This window comes from Citrobacter sp. S46_ASV_140 (assembly GCF_018919545.1).
GTDB classification, from domain to species: Bacteria; Pseudomonadota; Gammaproteobacteria; order Enterobacterales; family Enterobacteriaceae; genus Citrobacter; species Citrobacter braakii.
The window spans coordinates 84,124-101,778 of record NZ_JAHLRC010000003.1 but is presented as its reverse complement, the minus strand read 5'-3'; the positions used below and the strand labels follow the sequence as shown (position 1 = coordinate 101,778).

The 17,655-nt window shown below is 51.5% G+C and carries 14 protein-coding genes and 1 other RNA gene; 13 read left to right on the top strand and 2 right to left on the bottom strand.

From position 1 onward, the window contains the following. Positions 1 to 13: 13 nt before the first annotated feature. From garL to KQJ19_RS02090, 13 genes are all read left to right on the top strand, one after another. Entirely contained in the window at positions 14 to 784 is a 771-nt protein-coding gene (garL, locus tag KQJ19_RS02150; protein WP_216403293.1) for a 2-dehydro-3-deoxyglucarate aldolase, read from the top strand. A gap of 31 nt (positions 785 to 815) precedes the next feature. Further along, positions 816 to 1,706, top strand: a complete 891-nt coding sequence (gene garR, locus KQJ19_RS02145; RefSeq protein ID WP_003840019.1) for a 2-hydroxy-3-oxopropionate reductase — start codon at positions 816 to 818, stop codon at positions 1,704 to 1,706. Between the two features lie 65 nt (positions 1,707 to 1,771). Further along, entirely contained in the window at positions 1,772 to 2,917 is a 1,146-nt protein-coding gene (gene garK / locus KQJ19_RS02140) for a glycerate 2-kinase (protein WP_047358544.1), read from the top strand. Between the two features lie 32 nt (positions 2,918 to 2,949). Further along, positions 2,950 to 3,326, top strand: an RNA gene (rnpB, locus tag KQJ19_RS02135) — RNase P RNA component class A. Between the two features lie 991 nt (positions 3,327 to 4,317). Further along, the gene (tdcA, locus tag KQJ19_RS02130; RefSeq protein WP_103767074.1) at positions 4,318 to 5,256 is read left to right on the top strand and encodes a transcriptional regulator TdcA; all 939 of its coding nucleotides are present in this window, start codon (positions 4,318 to 4,320) and stop codon (positions 5,254 to 5,256) included. 98 nt (positions 5,257 to 5,354) lie between these two features. Next, positions 5,355 to 6,344, top strand: a complete 990-nt coding sequence (gene tdcB, locus KQJ19_RS02125; protein WP_003828594.1) for a bifunctional threonine ammonia-lyase/L-serine ammonia-lyase TdcB — start codon at positions 5,355 to 5,357, stop codon at positions 6,342 to 6,344. A gap of 22 nt (positions 6,345 to 6,366) precedes the next feature. Then, positions 6,367 to 7,698 (top strand): threonine/serine transporter TdcC, encoded by a 1,332-nt coding sequence (tdcC, locus tag KQJ19_RS02120; protein WP_153689985.1) that lies wholly within the window; start codon positions 6,367 to 6,369, stop codon positions 7,696 to 7,698. 31 nt (positions 7,699 to 7,729) lie between these two features. After that, positions 7,730 to 8,938, top strand: a complete 1,209-nt coding sequence (gene tdcD / locus KQJ19_RS02115; RefSeq protein WP_047499660.1) for a propionate kinase — start codon at positions 7,730 to 7,732, stop codon at positions 8,936 to 8,938. Between the two features lie 28 nt (positions 8,939 to 8,966). Further along, the gene (gene pflB / locus KQJ19_RS02110) at positions 8,967 to 11,261 is read left to right on the top strand and encodes a formate C-acetyltransferase (RefSeq protein ID WP_016154631.1); all 2,295 of its coding nucleotides are present in this window, start codon (positions 8,967 to 8,969) and stop codon (positions 11,259 to 11,261) included. Between the two features lie 13 nt (positions 11,262 to 11,274). Then, on the top strand, positions 11,275 to 11,670 hold the full coding sequence (locus KQJ19_RS02105) for an enamine/imine deaminase (RefSeq protein WP_016157544.1): 396 nt from the start codon (positions 11,275 to 11,277) through the stop codon (positions 11,668 to 11,670). Between the two features lie 87 nt (positions 11,671 to 11,757). Further along, positions 11,758 to 13,122, top strand: a complete 1,365-nt coding sequence (gene tdcG, locus KQJ19_RS02100) for an L-serine ammonia-lyase (RefSeq protein WP_103767075.1) — start codon at positions 11,758 to 11,760, stop codon at positions 13,120 to 13,122. An 854-nt stretch (positions 13,123 to 13,976) separates the two neighbouring features. After that, positions 13,977 to 15,308 (top strand): amino acid permease, encoded by a 1,332-nt coding sequence (locus KQJ19_RS02095; protein WP_016157542.1) that lies wholly within the window; start codon positions 13,977 to 13,979, stop codon positions 15,306 to 15,308. A gap of 24 nt (positions 15,309 to 15,332) precedes the next feature. Continuing rightward, a complete protein-coding gene (locus KQJ19_RS02090) occupies positions 15,333 to 16,643 on the top strand; it encodes a serine dehydratase subunit alpha family protein (protein WP_016154627.1) in 1,311 nt (436 codons plus the stop codon). A 53-nt stretch (positions 16,644 to 16,696) separates the two neighbouring features. Here the strand turns inward: KQJ19_RS02090 and KQJ19_RS02085 are convergent, their stop codons facing one another. Next, positions 16,697 to 16,846: a hypothetical protein gene (locus KQJ19_RS02085; RefSeq protein ID WP_216403292.1), complete on the bottom strand. Its 150-nt coding sequence runs from the start codon at positions 16,844 to 16,846 to the stop codon at positions 16,697 to 16,699. Positions 16,847 to 16,872: 26 nt separating this feature from the next. Then, a complete protein-coding gene (locus KQJ19_RS02080) occupies positions 16,873 to 17,574 on the bottom strand; it encodes a pirin family protein (RefSeq protein WP_016157539.1) in 702 nt (233 codons plus the stop codon). Positions 17,575 to 17,655 lie beyond the last annotated feature (81 nt).

Here is a 17,655-nt window from a genome sequence, read left to right as displayed (position 1 = left end):
AAAGGTGTAAGCGATGAATAACACGATTTTTCCGAATAAGTTTAAAGCGGCTCTCGCGGCGCAACAGATTCAGATTGGCTGCTGGTCTGCATTAGCCAACCCAATCAGTACCGAAGTTTTAGGCCTGGCGGGTTTTGACTGGCTGGTGCTGGACGGCGAACACGCGCCGAACGACATATCGACGTTTATCCCGCAATTGATGGCGCTGAAAGGCAGCGCCAGCGCGCCGGTAGTGCGCGTACCGACCAACGAGCCGGTAATTATCAAACGCCTGCTGGATATCGGATTTTACAACTTCCTGATCCCGTTCGTGGAGACGGAAGAAGAGGCGGTGAACGCCGTGGCGTCGACCCGCTATCCGCCGGAAGGTATTCGCGGCGTGTCCGTATCCCATCGCGCCAATATGTTTGGCACCGTACCGGACTATTTTGCGCAGTCGAATAAGAACATCACCATCATCGTGCAGATCGAAAGTCAGCAGGGCGTTGATAACGTTGACGCAATCGCGGCGACAGAAGGCGTCGACGGGGTCTTCGTCGGCCCAAGCGATCTGGCTGCGGCGTTAGGCCACCTCGGCAATGCGTCACATCCTGATGTGCAGAAAGCTATCCAGCACATTTTTGCCCGCGCGAAAGCACACGGCAAACCAAGCGGCATTCTGGCCCCGGTAGAGGCGGATGCGCGTCGTTATCTGGAGTGGGGCGCGACGTTTGTTGCCGTTGGCAGCGATCTTGGCGTGTTCCGTTCAGCCACGCAAAAATTGGCTGATTCTTTTAAGAAATAACCCCCCCTCGACAGTAGAGAGAGATAAAGACATGACAATGAAAGTTGGTTTTATTGGCCTCGGTATTATGGGTAAACCAATGAGTAAAAACCTCCTCAAGGCAGGTTACTCGCTGGTGGTTGCTGACCGTAACCCGGAATCCATTGCGGAAGTGATTGCCGCAGGCGCAGAAACCGCCGCCACGGCGAAAGATATTGCCGAGCAGTGCGATGTGATCATCACCATGCTGCCGAATTCTCCACATGTGAAAGAAGTGGCGCTGGGAGAGGGCGGCATTATTGAAGGGGCGAAACCGGGGACAGTGCTGATCGACATGAGCTCCATCGCGCCGTTAGCCAGCCGTGAAATCAGCGACGCGCTGAAAGCGAAAGGCGTGGATATGCTGGACGCGCCGGTAAGCGGCGGCGAACCGAAAGCCATCGACGGTACTCTGTCGGTGATGGTTGGCGGTGATAAAGCGATTTTTGACAAATATTACGATCTGCTGAAGGCGATGGCAGGTTCCGTGGTACATACCGGTGACATCGGCGCGGGTAACGTCACCAAGCTGGCGAATCAGGTGATTGTGGCGCTGAACATTGCGGCAATGTCCGAAGCGCTGACGCTGGCGACCAAAGCGGGCGTAAACCCGGATCTGGTGTATCAGGCGATCCGTGGTGGGCTGGCGGGAAGCACCGTACTGGATGCGAAAGCGCCAATGGTTATGGACAGAAACTTTAAGCCGGGTTTCCGTATCGACCTGCATATTAAAGATCTGGCGAACGCGCTGGATACCTCTCATGGCGTTGGCGCTCAGTTACCGCTGACTGCTGCAGTCATGGAGATGATGCAGGCGCTACGCGCTGATGGGCTGGGCACCGCCGATCATAGCGCACTCGCATGCTACTACGAAAAACTGGCGAAAGTGGAAGTCACTCGCTAACAAGAAGGGCGCGGATGCGCGCCCTGTATTTCTTGCCTTGCGCGGCACTGTCAGGCTACATAACTATGAAAATCGTAATTGCCCCAGACTCTTATAAAGAAAGCCTTTCTGCCACCGAGGTAGCTCAGGCAATAGAAAAAGGATTTCGGGAAATTTTCCCCGATGCGCAATATGTTTCTGTCCCGGTTGCCGATGGTGGTGAAGGAACGGTCGAAGCCATGATTGCCGCTACGCAGGGGAGTGAACATTCAGCGTGGGTGACAGGGCCGCTGGGCGAAAAAGTGAATGCCTGCTGGGGCATGTCTGGAGATGGTAAAACCGCGTTTATCGAAATGGCGGCAGCCAGCGGTCTGGCGTTGGTTCCACCTGAAAAGCGTAACCCGTTAGTCACCACGTCGCGTGGCACCGGGGAGTTGATTTTGCAGGCGCTGGATAGCGGTGCGCAGAGCATCATTATTGGTATTGGCGGTAGTGCGACCAACGACGGCGGCGCGGGTATGGTGCAGGCGCTGGGGGCGAAACTCTGCGACGCCAACGGGACAGAGATTGGCAACGGTGGTGGAAGCCTGGAGAGTCTGAACACCATCGATATAACGGGCCTGGATCCGCGCTTAAAAACCTGCTCAATTCGCGTGGCCTGCGATGTGACTAATCCACTCACCGGCGATACTGGCGCTTCGCGCATTTTTGGCCCGCAGAAAGGGGCGACGGAAGAACGCATTATCGAACTGGACCGCAATCTGTCTCACTATGCCGACATCATTAAAAAATCGCTGCGGGTTGATGTGAAAGACGTTCCTGGCTCAGGTGCGGCAGGCGGAATGGGCGCCGCGTTAATGGCTTTTTTAGGTGCGGAGTTGCGCAGTGGTATTGAGATTGTGACCCAGGCGCTCAATCTGGAAGAGCATATTCATGACTGTACGCTGGTGGTGACCGGAGAAGGGCGGATTGACAGCCAGAGCATTCACGGCAAAGTGCCGGTGGGTGTGGCGAATGTCGCGAAGAAGTACCACAAGCCGGTAATTGGTATTGGCGGCAGCCTGACGCGCGATGTGGAGGTGGTGCATCAATATGGTATCGATGCGGTGTTTAGCGTATTAACCACCATCAGCACGCTGGAAGAGGCCTTTCGTGGGGCATTTGATAATATTTATCGCGCTTCAAGAAACATCGCCGCCACGTTGGCGATAGGAATGCGCAGTGCGGGGTGACAATGCCCCGCAAACCCTCTATACTGCGCGCCGAAGCTGACCAGACAGTCGCCGCTTCGTCGTCGTCCTCTTCGGGGGAGACGGGCGGAGGGGAGGAAAGTCCGGGCTCCATAGGGCAGGGTGCCAGGTAACGCCTGGGGGGGAAACCCACGACCAGTGCAACAGAGAGCAAACCGCCGATGGCCCACGCAAGTGGGATCAGGTAAGGGTGAAAGGGTGCGGTAAGAGCGCACCGCGCGGCTGGTAACAGTCCGTGGCACGGTAAACTCCACCCGGAGCAAGGCCAAATAGGGGTTCACAAGGTACGGCCCGTACTGAACCCGGGTAGGCTGCTTGAGCCAGTGAGCGATTGCTGGCCTAGATGAATGACTGTCCACGACAGAACCCGGCTTATCGGTCAGCTTCACCTCTTTATAATAAAACCCCGCTTCGGCGGGGTTTTTGCTTTGTAGGCAGACTGTCCACGACGCTATGCTCAAAAGAACGCGGCTTATCGGTCAGCTTCACTCTTTATAAAACCCCGCTTCGGCGGGGTTTTTGCTTTGTAGGCAGACTGTCCACGACGCTATACTCAAAAGAACGCGGCTTATCGGTCAGCTTCACCTCTTTATAAAAACCCGCTTCGGCGAGGTTTTTTGCTTTATAGACCGGATAAGACGTTTACACTGCCATCCGGCAGACGTTTTTTCCTGTCGTGTTGTAGTTGGTTCACCACGGATCTGGCCTTTATTTCCCATTCATCTCATCGTTATTTGACCTTTATTTACGCACTGAACTTCTTTTATCTAAGGGAATGTCTTGCGGGATATTTCCTTTTTTGTGATGACCAGCACAAAACGCTGCGCGATACGTTTTTATCGAGAATAATCGAACGCAATCGATCGCCATCACAAAATTACTGGCTGATAAATCGTACAAAACTACTGTTAATGCAATGTTGCATTTGATGGTTCTTTGTATGTTTTGGTTTAAATATTAATAAATGCAATGTTTCTTTACAAACAAATAAGGCTAAAAAACGTGATGCATAACGTTATTTGACCACTATAAACGATAAAATATAATTATATTTGATAAGTTGCTTATTAAATTTAAGCGCTGTTTTGCCTGGTAATTACTCTGTAATTGATTGAAATATAGCCTTTCGTGGTTTTAAGAAATAGCAGGAGAAATGGTGTTGTTATAGCCATAAAAAATCGTTATCCCCCCATCTTTTTTTGATTAAAGTCAGGATAAAGTGAGATCAATATTTCATATCTATATGATTATTAAGTGATTTCAATTTAAATAATAGTCTTACAAAATGTAAGTCAAGGGGATTTGTGAGTGGTAGCACATATCCTCGTTCGCTTAATTTGGTACACTTCCTGCCGTCAACAAAGTAATTAGCGCAGGTCGATATGAATACTATTACACTCCCTAAAACACAGCACTTAGTGGTCTTTCAGGAAGTCATTAGAAGCGGTTCTATCGGCTCAGCTGCAAAAGAATTAGGTTTAACTCAACCGGCTGTCAGCAAAATCATTAATGATGTAGAAGCTTATTTCGGTATTGAGTTAGTCGTACGCAAAAATACTGGTGTGACATTAACTCAGGCAGGTCAGGTTATGCTCTCATGGTCTGAATCTATTACCCGTGAAATGAAGAACATGGTTGATGAGATGAACAGCATGACGAGCAATGCGGTCGTTGATGTGTCGTTTGGCTTTCCTTCATTGATTGCCTTCACCATCATGTCCGGCATGATTAAAAAATTCAAAGAAGTGTTCCCGAAAGCGCAGGTTTCCATGTATGAAGCTCAGCTCTCCTCGTTCTTACCTGCGATTCGTGACGGGCGTCTGGACTTCGCGATCGGTACGCTGAGTGATGAGATGAAACTGCACGATCTGCATGTTGAACCGCTCTTTGAGTCAGACTTCGTCCTCGTTGCCAGCAAGTCCCGAACATGCACCGGCATCACCTCGCTGAGCGCGTTGAAAAACGAACAGTGGGTGTTGCCACAAACGAATATGGGGTACTACAGTGAACTTCTAACCACGTTACAAAATAATGGCATCAGCAGTGAAAACATCGTTAAAACAGACTCCGTCGTTACGATTTATAATCTTGTTCTCAATGCTGATTTCTTAACAGTAATTCCCTGCGATATGACCACACCATTTGGCTCAAACCAGTTTATTACTATCCCGGTAGAAGAAACCTTACCCGTCGCGCGTTATGCCGCCGTATGGTCGAAAAATTATCGAATTAAAAAAGCAGCATCTATTTTGGTGGAATTAGCCAAAGAGTATTCATCATATAATTGTCGGAGACGAAGGCAATTAATTGAAATTGATTAAAGATTGAATTTGTTTTAACACGAAATTAACGCCATCTGTCTATATCTGACAATGGTCATGGCTATCTATTTACTTTAATACCCTAGTAAGAGGTTCTAATGCACATTACATACGATCTCCCAGTTGCAATTGAAGATATCCTCGAAGCGAAAAAAAGACTGGCGGGGAAAATTTATAAAACGGGAATGCCTCGCTCTAACTATTTTAGTGAACGTTGCAAAGGGGAAATTTTCCTCAAGTTTGAAAATATGCAACGTACCGGTTCATTTAAAATCCGTGGTGCGTTTAACAAGCTCAGTTCATTAACCGAAGCTGAAAGATGTAAGGGCGTGGTGGCTTGCTCTGCAGGTAACCATGCGCAAGGGGTTTCTCTCTCCTGCGCCATGCTCGGAATCGACGGCAAAGTGGTCATGCCGAAAGGCGCGCCGAAGTCTAAAGTTGCTGCAACCTGCGATTATTCCGCAGAGGTTGTGCTGCACGGCGACAACTTCAACGACACCATCGCTAAGGTTAGCGAGATTGTGGAAACTGAAGGCCGTATCTTTATTCCACCCTATGATGACCCGAAAGTGATTGCTGGTCAGGGCACTATTGGTCTGGAAATTCTGGAAGATCTGTACGATGTCGATAACGTGATTGTGCCAATTGGCGGTGGCGGACTGATTGCTGGTATTGCAGTGGCAATTAAATCTATTAACCCGACTATTAAAATTATTGGCGTACAGTCTGAAAATGTTCATGGCATGGCGGCTTCTTTCCACGCTGGAGAAATAACCACGCACCGAACGACCGGCACCCTGGCGGATGGTTGTGACGTTTCCCGCCCGGGTACTTTAACGTATGAAATTGTTCGTGAGTTGGTGGATGACATTGTCCTGGTCAGCGAAGATGAAATTCGCAACAGCATGGTGGCATTAATTCAGCGAAATAAAGTTGTGACTGAAGGTGCCGGCGCGCTGGCTTGCGCAGCATTATTAAGCGGGAAATTAGATAGCTATATCCAGAACAGAAAAACAGTCAGCATTATTTCTGGCGGTAATATCGACCTTTCTCGTGTATCTCAAATTACTGGTTTAGTTGACGCTTAATATACTTCGTTGAGGATAGGATATGAGTACTACTGATAGCATTGTATCCAGCCAGACAAAACAGTCGTCCTGGCGCAAATCGGACACCACCTGGACACTGGGTTTATTTGGTACAGCCATCGGCGCCGGGGTGCTGTTCTTCCCTATCCGCGCAGGTTTTGGCGGACTGATCCCCATTCTGATAATGCTGGTGTTAGCATACCCCATCGCCTTCTATTGCCACCGTGCGCTGGCACGCCTGTGTCTTTCCGGTTCTAACCCTTCCGGTAACATCACAGAAACGGTTGAAGAGCACTTTGGTAAAACGGGCGGCGTGGTTATCACGTTCCTCTACTTCTTTGCAATTTGTCCGCTGCTGTGGATTTATGGCGTCACCATTACCAACACCTTTATGACCTTTTGGGAAAACCAGTTGCAGATGCCAGCGTTAAACCGTGGCTTCGTGGCACTGTTCCTGCTGCTGCTGATGGCATTCGTCATCTGGTTTGGTAAGGATCTGATGGTTAAAGTGATGAGCTACCTGGTATGGCCGTTTATTGCCAGCCTGGTGCTGATCTCTCTGTCTCTGATTCCTTACTGGAACTCTGCGGTTATCGATCAGGTTGATCTCAGCAATATCGCACTGACTGGCCATGACGGCATCCTGGTTACCGTGTGGCTGGGTATTTCCATCATGGTGTTTTCTTTCAACTTCTCACCTATCGTTTCTTCCTTCGTGGTCTCTAAACGTGAAGAGTATGAGAAAGATTACGGTCGCGAATTTACCGAGCAGAAATGTTCAAAAATCATCTCCCGCGCCAGTATGCTGATGGTTGCCGTGGTGATGTTCTTTGCCTTTAGCTGCCTGTTCACGCTCTCTCCGGCAAACATGGCGGATGCGAAAGCGCAGAACATTCCAGTACTGTCTTACCTGGCGAACCACTTCGCTTCACTGTCCGGTTCGAAGTCCACCTTCGCGACCGTTCTGGAGTACGGCGCTTCAATCATCGCCCTGGTTGCTATCTTCAAATCTTTCTTCGGCCACTACCTGGGCACGCTGGAAGGTCTGAACGGTCTGGTGCTGAAGTTTGGTTACAAAGGCGATAAAACTAAGGTTTCCGTCGGCAAACTTAACACCATCAGCATGATCTTTATCATGGGCTCCACCTGGGTTGTGGCTTACGCCAACCCGAACATCCTGGACCTGATTGAAGCAATGGGCGCGCCGATTATTGCCTCTCTGCTCTGCCTGCTGCCGATGTATGCCATCCGTAAAGCGCCGTCACTGGCGAAATACCGTGGCCGTCTGGATAACGTGTTTGTTACCGTGATTGGTCTGCTGACTATCCTGAACATTGTCTACAAACTGTTTTAATCCTTAAGCTCAGGATGAGCGGAGTAGTGAAATGAATGAGTTTCCGGTAGTACTGGTTATTAACTGTGGTTCGTCTTCCATTAAATTCTCAGTGCTGGATGCAGCGAACTGTGAAGTTTTAATGGCGGGAATCGCGGACGGTATTAACTCTGAAAATGCGTTCATAGCAATTAATGGAGGAGAGCCAGCTAAGCTGGCTCACCACAGCTACGAAGACGCATTAAAAGCAATCGCCGTTGAACTGGAAAAACGTAATTTAATGGACAGCGTGGCCTTAATTGGCCACCGCATTGCCCACGGTGGAAATATCTTTACCGAATCAGCAATTATTACTGACGACGTTATCGATAATATTCGCCGGGTATCGCCATTAGCACCGTTACATAATTATGCGAACCTCAGTGGGATTGAATCAGCACAGCACCTTTTCCCAGGCGTGCAGCAGGTTGCGGTATTTGATACCAGCTTCCACCAGACGATGGCCCCAGAGGCCTATCTTTACGGTCTACCGTGGAAATATTTTGAGGAGTTAGGCGTTCGTCGTTATGGCTTCCACGGCACGTCGCACCGCTATGTATCTCAGCGAGCGCATGAGCTTCTTGAGCTGCAGAGTGATGACTCCGGTCTGGTTGTGGCTCACCTGGGGAACGGCGCGTCAATCTGCGCGGTGCGTAACGGGCAGAGCGTTGATACCTCAATGGGCATGACGCCGTTGGAAGGGTTGATGATGGGTACACGCAGCGGTGACGTCGATTTCGGCGCCATGGCGTGGATTGCCAGCGAAACCAACCAGACGCTGAGCGACCTTGAGCGCGTTGTGAATAAAGAGTCCGGTTTACTGGGTATTTCCGGTTTGTCCTCTGACTTACGTACGTTAGAAAAAGCCTGGCACGAGGGACATGAGCGTGCGCAGTTGGCGATTAAAACGTTTGTGCATCGTATCGCGCGCCATATCGCCGGACATGCCGCTTCGCTGCATCGTCTTGATGGGATTATTTTCACCGGTGGAATAGGTGAGAACTCGGTATTAATTCGTCGTCTGGTTATCGAGCATCTCGCCGTTTTAGGGGGGAATATCGACAGCGAGATGAATAGCCTGCCAAATTCCCATGGCGAAAGAATTATCTCTAATAAAGATGCTCGTGTTATTTGTGCGGTTATTCCCACAAATGAAGAGAAAATGATTGCGCGTGATGCCATTGCGTTAGGCAAAATTAATATACCAGTAGAATTTGCATAATTAATTTTCAGCAGAGAGATTATTTTTCATGAAGGTAAATATCGATACCAGCGATATGCTGTATGCCGAAGCCTGGAATGGCTTTAAAGGTACGGACTGGAAAGAAGAAATTAATGTCCGTGATTTTATTCAGCACAACTATACGCCTTATGAAGGGGATGAATCTTTCCTCGCCGAAGCAACGCCAGCGACCACTGCATTGTGGGAAAAAGTCATGGCGGGCATCCGTATTGAAAACTCGACGCACGCGCCGGTTGATTTCGATACCAATATTGCCACCACGATAACCGCACATGATGCGGGTTATATTGAACAAGAACTGGAAAAAATCGTTGGTCTGCAAACGGATAAGCCGCTCAAGCGCGCTCTGCATCCGTTTGGCGGCATCAACATGATCAAGAGCTCTTTTGATGCTTATGGTCGTGAGATGGATGCTGATTTTGAATACCAGTTTACTGAACTGCGTAAAACCCATAACCAGGGCGTATTCGACGCCTACTCTCCGGATATGCTGCGCTGCCGTAAATCCGGCGTGCTGACCGGTCTGCCGGACGGCTATGGGCGTGGTCGTATCATCGGCGACTATCGCCGCGTCGCGTTGTACGGTATCCGCTACCTGGTACGCGAGCGTGAACTGCAGTTTGCCGATCTCCAGTCGAACCTGGAGTGGGGCCAGAATCTTGAAGCCACGATTCGCCTGCGCGAAGAGCTGTCTGAGCACCGTCGCGCCCTGCTGCAGATGCAGGAAATGGCAGCGAAGTACGGCTGCGATATCTCCCGCCCGGCGCGTAATGCGCAGGAAGCGGTGCAGTGGGTTTACTTTGCTTACCTGGCTGCGGTGAAATCTCAGAACGGCGGCGCAATGTCGCTGGGCCGTACCGCATCGTTCCTCGACATCTACATTGAGCGCGATTTCAAAGCGGGAATTTTAAACGAGCAGCAGGCGCAGGAGCTGATCGACCACTTCATTATGAAGATCCGTATGGTGCGCTTCCTGCGTACGCCGGAATTCGACACCCTGTTCTCAGGCGACCCTATCTGGGCGACTGAAGTTATCGGCGGCATGGGGCTGGATGGCCGCACGCTGGTGACGAAAAACTCGTTCCGCTACCTGCATACGCTGCACACCATGGGACCGGCGCCTGAGCCGAACCTGACGGTGCTGTGGTCTGAAGCGCTGCCGATTGCCTTCAAAAAGTACGCCGCCCAGGTGTCTATCATCACCTCGTCTTTGCAGTATGAAAACGACGATTTGATGCGTGCCGACTTTGACAGCGATGACTATGCCATTGCCTGCTGCGTAAGCCCGATGGTTATCGGCAAACAAATGCAGTTCTTCGGTGCGCGTGCCAACCTCGCCAAAACGTTGCTGTACGCAATCAACGGCGGCGTGGATGAGAAGCTGAAAATTCAGGTTGGGCCGAAAACGGCACCGCTGATGGATGACGTGCTGGATTACGATACGGTGATGGAGAGCCTGGACCATTTTATGGACTGGCTGGCCGTGCAGTACATCAGCGCGCTGAACATCATCCACTATATGCACGACAAGTACAGCTATGAAGCTTCGCTGATGGCGCTACACGATCGTGATGTCTATCGCACGATGGCTTGTGGTATGGCGGGTCTGTCCGTGGCGGCGGATTCACTGTCGGCTATCAAATACGCTCGCGTGAAACCGATTCGTGATGAAAACGGTCTGGCTGTCGATTTCGAAATCGAAGGCGACTATCCGCAATACGGCAACAATGACGAGCGAGTAGACAGCATTGCCTGCGACCTGGTCGAACGTTTCATGAAGAAAATTAAGGTGTTGCCAACCTACCGTAACGCGGTGCCGACGCAGTCCATCCTGACCATCACCTCCAACGTGGTGTACGGACAGAAAACCGGTAACACACCGGACGGACGTCGCGCAGGTACGCCGTTTGCGCCAGGGGCTAACCCGATGCACGGCCGCGATCGTAAGGGCGCGGTTGCGTCGTTAACCTCAGTGGCCAAACTGCCGTTTACCTATGCCAAAGACGGTATCTCGTACACCTTCTCCATTGTGCCGGCTGCACTGGGCAAAGAAGATGGGGTGCGTAAAACCAACCTGGTTGGTCTGCTGGACGGTTACTTCCACCACGAAGCGCATGTGGAAGGTGGGCAGCATCTGAACGTTAACGTTATGAACCGTGAAATGTTGATGGATGCCATTGAGCACCCGGAAAATTATCCGAACCTGACGATCCGCGTGTCTGGCTATGCGGTGCGCTTCAACGCGTTGACCCGTGAACAGCAGCAGGATGTTATTTCACGTACTTTCACCCAGGCGCTCTGACGCCGGAGGGATTATGAGAAAAGTTATTGCAACCGAATGTGCGCCAGGGGCGATTGGGCCTTACGTACAGGGCGTGGATCTGGGCAGCATGGTGTTGACGTCAGGTCAAATCCCGGTGTGTCCACAGACCGGTGAAGTGGCAGAAAACGTGGCCGATCAGGCACGTCAAAGCCTGGAAAACGTGAAAGCGATCGTCGAGTCCGCAGGTTTGAAAGTGAGCGATATCGTGAAGACTACCGTTTTCGTATCCGACCTGAACGACTTCGCCACCATTAACCAGGTGTACCAGCAGTTCTTTGATGAGCATCAGGCTATCTACCCCACGCGCAGTTGCGTACAGGTCGCCCGCTTACCAAAGGATGTGAAGCTGGAGATTGAAGCCATCGCCGTACGTGGCGATACGCTGTAATCCCTTGCGGGGCGATCTCAGGATCGCCCCAATCCTTAATGAGTGTGAAACCTGGTCTTCACTGAACGGCAATCCGAGGGTGTGGATATGATTAGCGCATTCGATATTTTCAAGATTGGCATTGGACCTTCCAGCTCCCATACCGTGGGGCCAATGAACGCAGGTAAAAGCTTTATCGATCTGTTGGTCAGCAGCGGAGAACTCCCCAGAACCACGCATATTGTGGTCGATCTTTACGGATCGCTTTCCCTGACCGGGAAAGGTCATGCGACAGATGTCGCGATCATGATGGGGCTGGCCGGTAACAGTCCGCAAAACGTTAATATAGACTCAATCGCTGGTTTTACTCAGGAAGTGGCCCGTACCGGACGTTTGCCGGTTGCTGAGGGCACGCATGTTGTCGATTTCTCTCCAGATGAAAATATTCTCTTTCATACCGAAACGCTGCCACGCCATGAAAATGGCATGCGTATCACCGCGTGGAACAGCACCGAGAGGCTATTAAGCAAAACCTATTACTCCGTCGGCGGTGGTTTTATCATTGAAGAGGAGCAATTTGGGCAGGTGCATGATGTTGAAGCACACGTGCCCTACAATTTTCATTCCGCCAGCGAACTGCTGAAACTGTGCGAGCGCAATGGGCTGTCTGTTTCCGGCTTGATGATGCAAAACGAGCTGGCGATGCGCAGCAAAGAGGAAATCGATGCTGGCTTTGCCGCCATTTGGGACGTCATGCACGCCGGGATTGAGCGCGGCATGAACACCGAAGGCGTCCTGCCGGGGCCGCTTAACGTTCCGCGTCGCGCCGTGGCGTTACGTCGGTTGCTGGTTTCCAGCGATAATCTGTCCAGCGATCCGATGAACGTTATTGACTGGATCAACATGTTTGCGCTGGCCGTGAGCGAAGAAAACGCCGCCGGGTGCCGGGTTGTGACGGCGCCGACCAACGGTGCATGTGGGATTATTCCCGCCGTATTGGCCTATTACGACAAGTTCCGCCGTCCGGTGAATGCGAACTCCATTGCCCGCTATTTGCTGGCCGCGGGGGCGATAGGCGCGCTGTATAAGATGAACGCCTCTATTTCTGGTGCTGAGGTGGGCTGCCAGGGTGAGATTGGCGTAGCCTGTTCAATGGCGGCTGCCGGTCTGACAGAACTGCTGGGCGGTAGCCCGTCGCAGGTCTGTATCGCAGCGGAAATCGCCATGGAGCATAACCTGGGGCTGACCTGCGATCCGGTAGCCGGACAGGTGCAAATACCGTGCATTGAACGTAATGCGATCAACGCAGTAAAAGCCGTCAACGCCGCGCGCATGGCGCTACGTCGAACGTCAGAACCACGCGTTTCGCTCGATAAAGTGATCGAGACCATGTATGAAACGGGCAAAGATATGAACGACAAATACCGTGAAACCTCACGCGGTGGGCTGGCAATTAAAGTGGTTTGTACCTGAGGTAAAAGCCGTGCCTGGTCAGCGCAGCGCTATTCAGCAATAAATTAATCAATATGACCTGATAAAAAAGGTGCACGTTAGTGCGTAATGCTTGTCAGTTAACGAGGATGAGTGGCCGTAGCGATAATGGAAAGTGGCACATACGGAGGTAATGAATCTGTTGCCTCCGGCGTATTGCTACGTTCACCTTAGTGATATCACTTCTCTGAGACAATACGACCTGTGAACGTGTTAAGGGTACTATTGCCGTACCCTTAACAATCCCGGCTCCCGGCGGGAAAATTGCCGCTCCGCGGTCCCCTCCGTTTATTCCTCCAGGCTACCGGGCCGGGCGCGAGGTAGCGTCCCTGCAAAACGCGCCCTGAACCCGCATCCCTGCGGGTTCTCCCGGCCTTACGGAAACACGTCGGCAATTTTCAGCCGGACCAGCCCACACCTGACCCCCTGCGTTTTTTATCTGAACAGCAAAACAGAGTTCACTGGAAGTCAGTGCACCGTGCACGTTCACGGGTATCTGCGTTTCAGAAAAGTGATACCACTGAGGTGAACGGAACCCTGAGCCGAAATCACATGTTCTCCATAATGCTTAACTGACTGGCATTACATGTTAGTGCGCCTTTTTTGTTGTGATCGGCTTCAAATATAGAAATTAAATTCTTTATATGGAAATAAAAGAGAAAATATTTCTTAACTTTTAGAAATTACAGGGGTTTGTTTGTGAAGTTTTTCTCTGATCCTGCGCGTATGATTTCCTCATTACTCCAATAGCTCACCTGCACCGTAGTACTGCGTATCGCATTGAGGCAGTACGAAAAAAATATAAAAACCTCTACCTACACATTGAGCGGAAAATTATGGAAACGGCAACGAATAACAGCGTAATACTCGACGCATCTGCTCCGGCACGTCGGGCGGGAATGACCGAAAGTGAATGGCGTGAAGCCATTAAATTCGACAGCATGGACACCGGCTGGGTCATTATGAGTATCGGTATGGCAATTGGTGCGGGGATTGTTTTTCTTCCCGTCCAGGTGGGTTTGATGGGGCTGTGGGTGTTTTTGCTCTCCTCTATCATCGGCTACCCAGCCATGTATCTGTTCCAGCGTCTGTTTATTAATACGCTGGCTGAGTCCCCAGAGTGTAAAGACTACCCGAGCGTGATCAGCGGCTATCTGGGTAAGAACTGGGGCATCCTGTTAGGTGCGTTGTATTTTGTGATGCTGGTTATCTGGATGTTCGTCTATTCCACCGCCATCACCAACGATAGCGCCTCCTACCTGCATACTTTTGGTGTTACTGAAGGGTTACTGTCCGACAGCCCGTTCTATGGCCTGGTGCTGATTTGCATCCTGGTGGCTATCTCGTCCCGCGGGGAAAAACTGCTGTTTAAAATCTCCACCGGTATGGTACTGACCAAGCTGCTGGTGGTGGCGGCGCTTGGCGTGTCGATGGTTGGGATGTGGCATTTATATAACGTAGGTTCACTGCCGCCGATGGCGCTGTTGATCAAAAACGCGATTATCACGCTGCCGTTTACCCTGACCTCGATTCTGTTTATTCAGACCTTAAGCCCGATGGTTATCTCCTATCGTTCTCGCAATAAATCCATTGAAGTGGCACGCCATAAAGCCCTGCGAGCCATGAATATTGCGTTCGGTATTCTGTTTGTGACCGTCTTTTTCTACGCCGTTTCCTTCACGCTGGCGATGGGCCATGACGAAGCGGTTAAAGCTTATGAGCAGAACATTTCCGCTCTGGCGATTGCCGCGCAGTTTATCAGCGGCGCGGGTGCTGGCTGGGTGAAAATCGTCAGCGTTATTCTGAACATCTTTGCCGTAATGACCGCTTTCTTCGGCGTTTACTTAGGGTTCCGTGAAGCCACTCAAGGGATCGTGATGAACGTGCTGCGCCGCAAAATGCCAGCCGAGAAAATCAATGAGACCCTGGTTCAGCGCGGCATTATGGTTTTCGCTATCCTGCTGGCGTGGGGAGCCATTGTGCTTAATGCGCCAGTACTGAGCTTCACTTCTATTTGTAGCCCTATCTTCGGCATGGTGGGATGTCTGATCCCGGCCTGGTTGGTCTACAAAGTTCCTGCACTGCACAAATACAAAGGCGCTTCCCTGTATCTGATTATTGTCACGGGCCTGCTGCTGTGCGTTTCTCCGTTCCTGGCATTTTCCTGAGATATCTGAGCAAAGGTTGTTGTTATGTTTGAGACTACATTGAATCCATTATGGGATAGTTTTATCCGCGCGGTGCAGGAAGAAGTTAAGCCTGCGCTGGGCTGCACGGAACCTATCTCTCTGGCTCTGGCGGCAGCGGTCGCCTCCTCTGAGCTGGACGGCGCGGTTGAACGCATTGATGCGTGGGTCTCACCGAACCTGATGAAAAACGGCATGGGCGTTACCGTGCCAGGTACCGGAATGGTTGGGCTGCCTGTCGCGGCGGCACTGGGTGCGCTGGGGGGAAATGCCCACGCCGGTTTAGAGGTACTGAAAGACGCCTCGCCTCAAGCGATTGCCGATGCGAAAGCGATGCTTACCGCCGGGAAGGTCGCGGTGATGCTGCAGGAGCCATGCGAGGACATTCTCTTCTCCCGTGCGAAGGTTTATAGCGCTGAGGGATGGGCGTGCGTGACGATTGTTGGTGGTCATACCAACATTGTGCACATTGAGACCAATAAGGGCGTGGTGTTCACGACAGAACAGAACGCTCAGGAAGAGGAGCAGGAGTCACCGCTGGCGGTATTGTCCCACACGTCGCTGGAAGAGATTCTGGCGTTCGTGAACGCGGTACCGTTTGAGTCAATCCGCTTTATTCTCGATGCGGCGAAACTGAACGGTGCGCTGTCCCAGGAAGGGCTGCGCGGTAACTGGGGCTTGCACATCGGAACCACGCTTGAGAAGCAGTGCGCGCGTGGCCTGCTGGCGAACGATCTCTCCACCTCTATTCTGATCCGCACCAGTGCGGCATCGGATGCGCGAATGGGCGGGGCGACGCTTCCGGCAATGAGCAACTCGGGCTCCGGTAATCAGGGGATTACCGCGACCGTTCCGGTAATGGTGGTGGCTGAGCACTTTGGAGCGGATGAAGAGAAACTGGCGCGTGCGCTGATGTTGTCTCACCTGAGCGCTATCTACATCCATCATCAGCTTCCGCGTTTGTCTGCATTGTGTGCGGCAACCACGGCGGCGATGGGCGCCGCGGCGGGGATGGCGTGGATCGTTGATGGTCGCTACAACACCATCGCGATGGCAATCAGCAGCATGATTGGCGACGTGAGCGGAATGATTTGCGATGGCGCCTCAAACAGCTGCGCGATGAAAGTTTCAACCAGCGCATCTGCGGCGTGGAAAGCGGTGCTGATGGCGCTGGATGACACCGCTGTGACCGGCAATGAAGGGATTGTGGCGCACAACGTGGAGCAATCTATCACGAACCTGTGTGCGCTGGCGTGTCGCTCGATGCAGGAAACCGACAAGCAGATCATTGAGATCATGGCCAGTAAGGCACATTAATCTGCAGGCCGGGTAAGGCGGAATCGCCCCCGGCATAACTCTAAGCCGCCTTTTCAGGCGGCTTCTTCGTCTTCCAGCCGTAGCTCGGCATCCGCCACAATCGCTTCCAGCTCTGTCAGCATTTCTTCATAGCCGAAGGTCACAGTATCCTGTTTTTTCGACTCAACCTGCGGCTGGCGTTTTTTTGATGATTTCTTGCTCAATAGTCGTACTCCATTGTTTTCCCTGACTATACGGGCAAATCTATCAGCAAAGCGCGCAGCGCGGTATCGGCGACTAACGTTATGTTAGTTTCGTCACGAATAAATGCGCCATCGCCGCAGGTGAGCGCTTCCTTTTCGGCGCCAGATGTCACCGCATGGAATCTGCCGTGGATCGACTGTAAGTAAGCCCGCGGCCCATGTAACTGAAAACTCAGCGATTCACCTTGTTGCAGTTCAACGTGGTGCACCCATACCTGTTGACGCAGATGCAGGCTGCCTTGTTCTCCATCCGGCGAGGCGAGCAACTGATGCTTACCGGCACTCAGCGTGGCTTTCTGTACGCAGGCGTTTTCGCGCTGCGGGCAGGCATCCAGCCAGAGCTGCATTCGGGTTAACGGTTTATCTTTGCTGATATTGTGTTCGCTGTAGCTAATTCCCGGCTGTGTGGCGAGCAGTAAAACTTCTCCTGCCTTGGCCTGGATATGGTTCCCTTCACTGTCGCGATACTCCGCTTCCCCTTCGAGGATCAGATTGACGATATCCACCTTCGGATAGGTACGTGGCTGGAAAGAGGCTCCCGGTGCCAGAACTTCCTGGTTCAGAACACGCAGCGAGGCATAACCCAGCAGTTTAGGATCAAAATAGTGTCCAAAGGAGAAGGTATAACGGGCCTGCAGCCAGCCGTAGTCTGCTTGCCCGCATTGTTTGGCTGTACGGGTAGTAATCATAGTTCTTGACCTCTCTTTACTTCCTTTTATGTTAAATGGCTAGACGCTGCATTGTTAGCCAGATATTCTGCCCGGTATGTT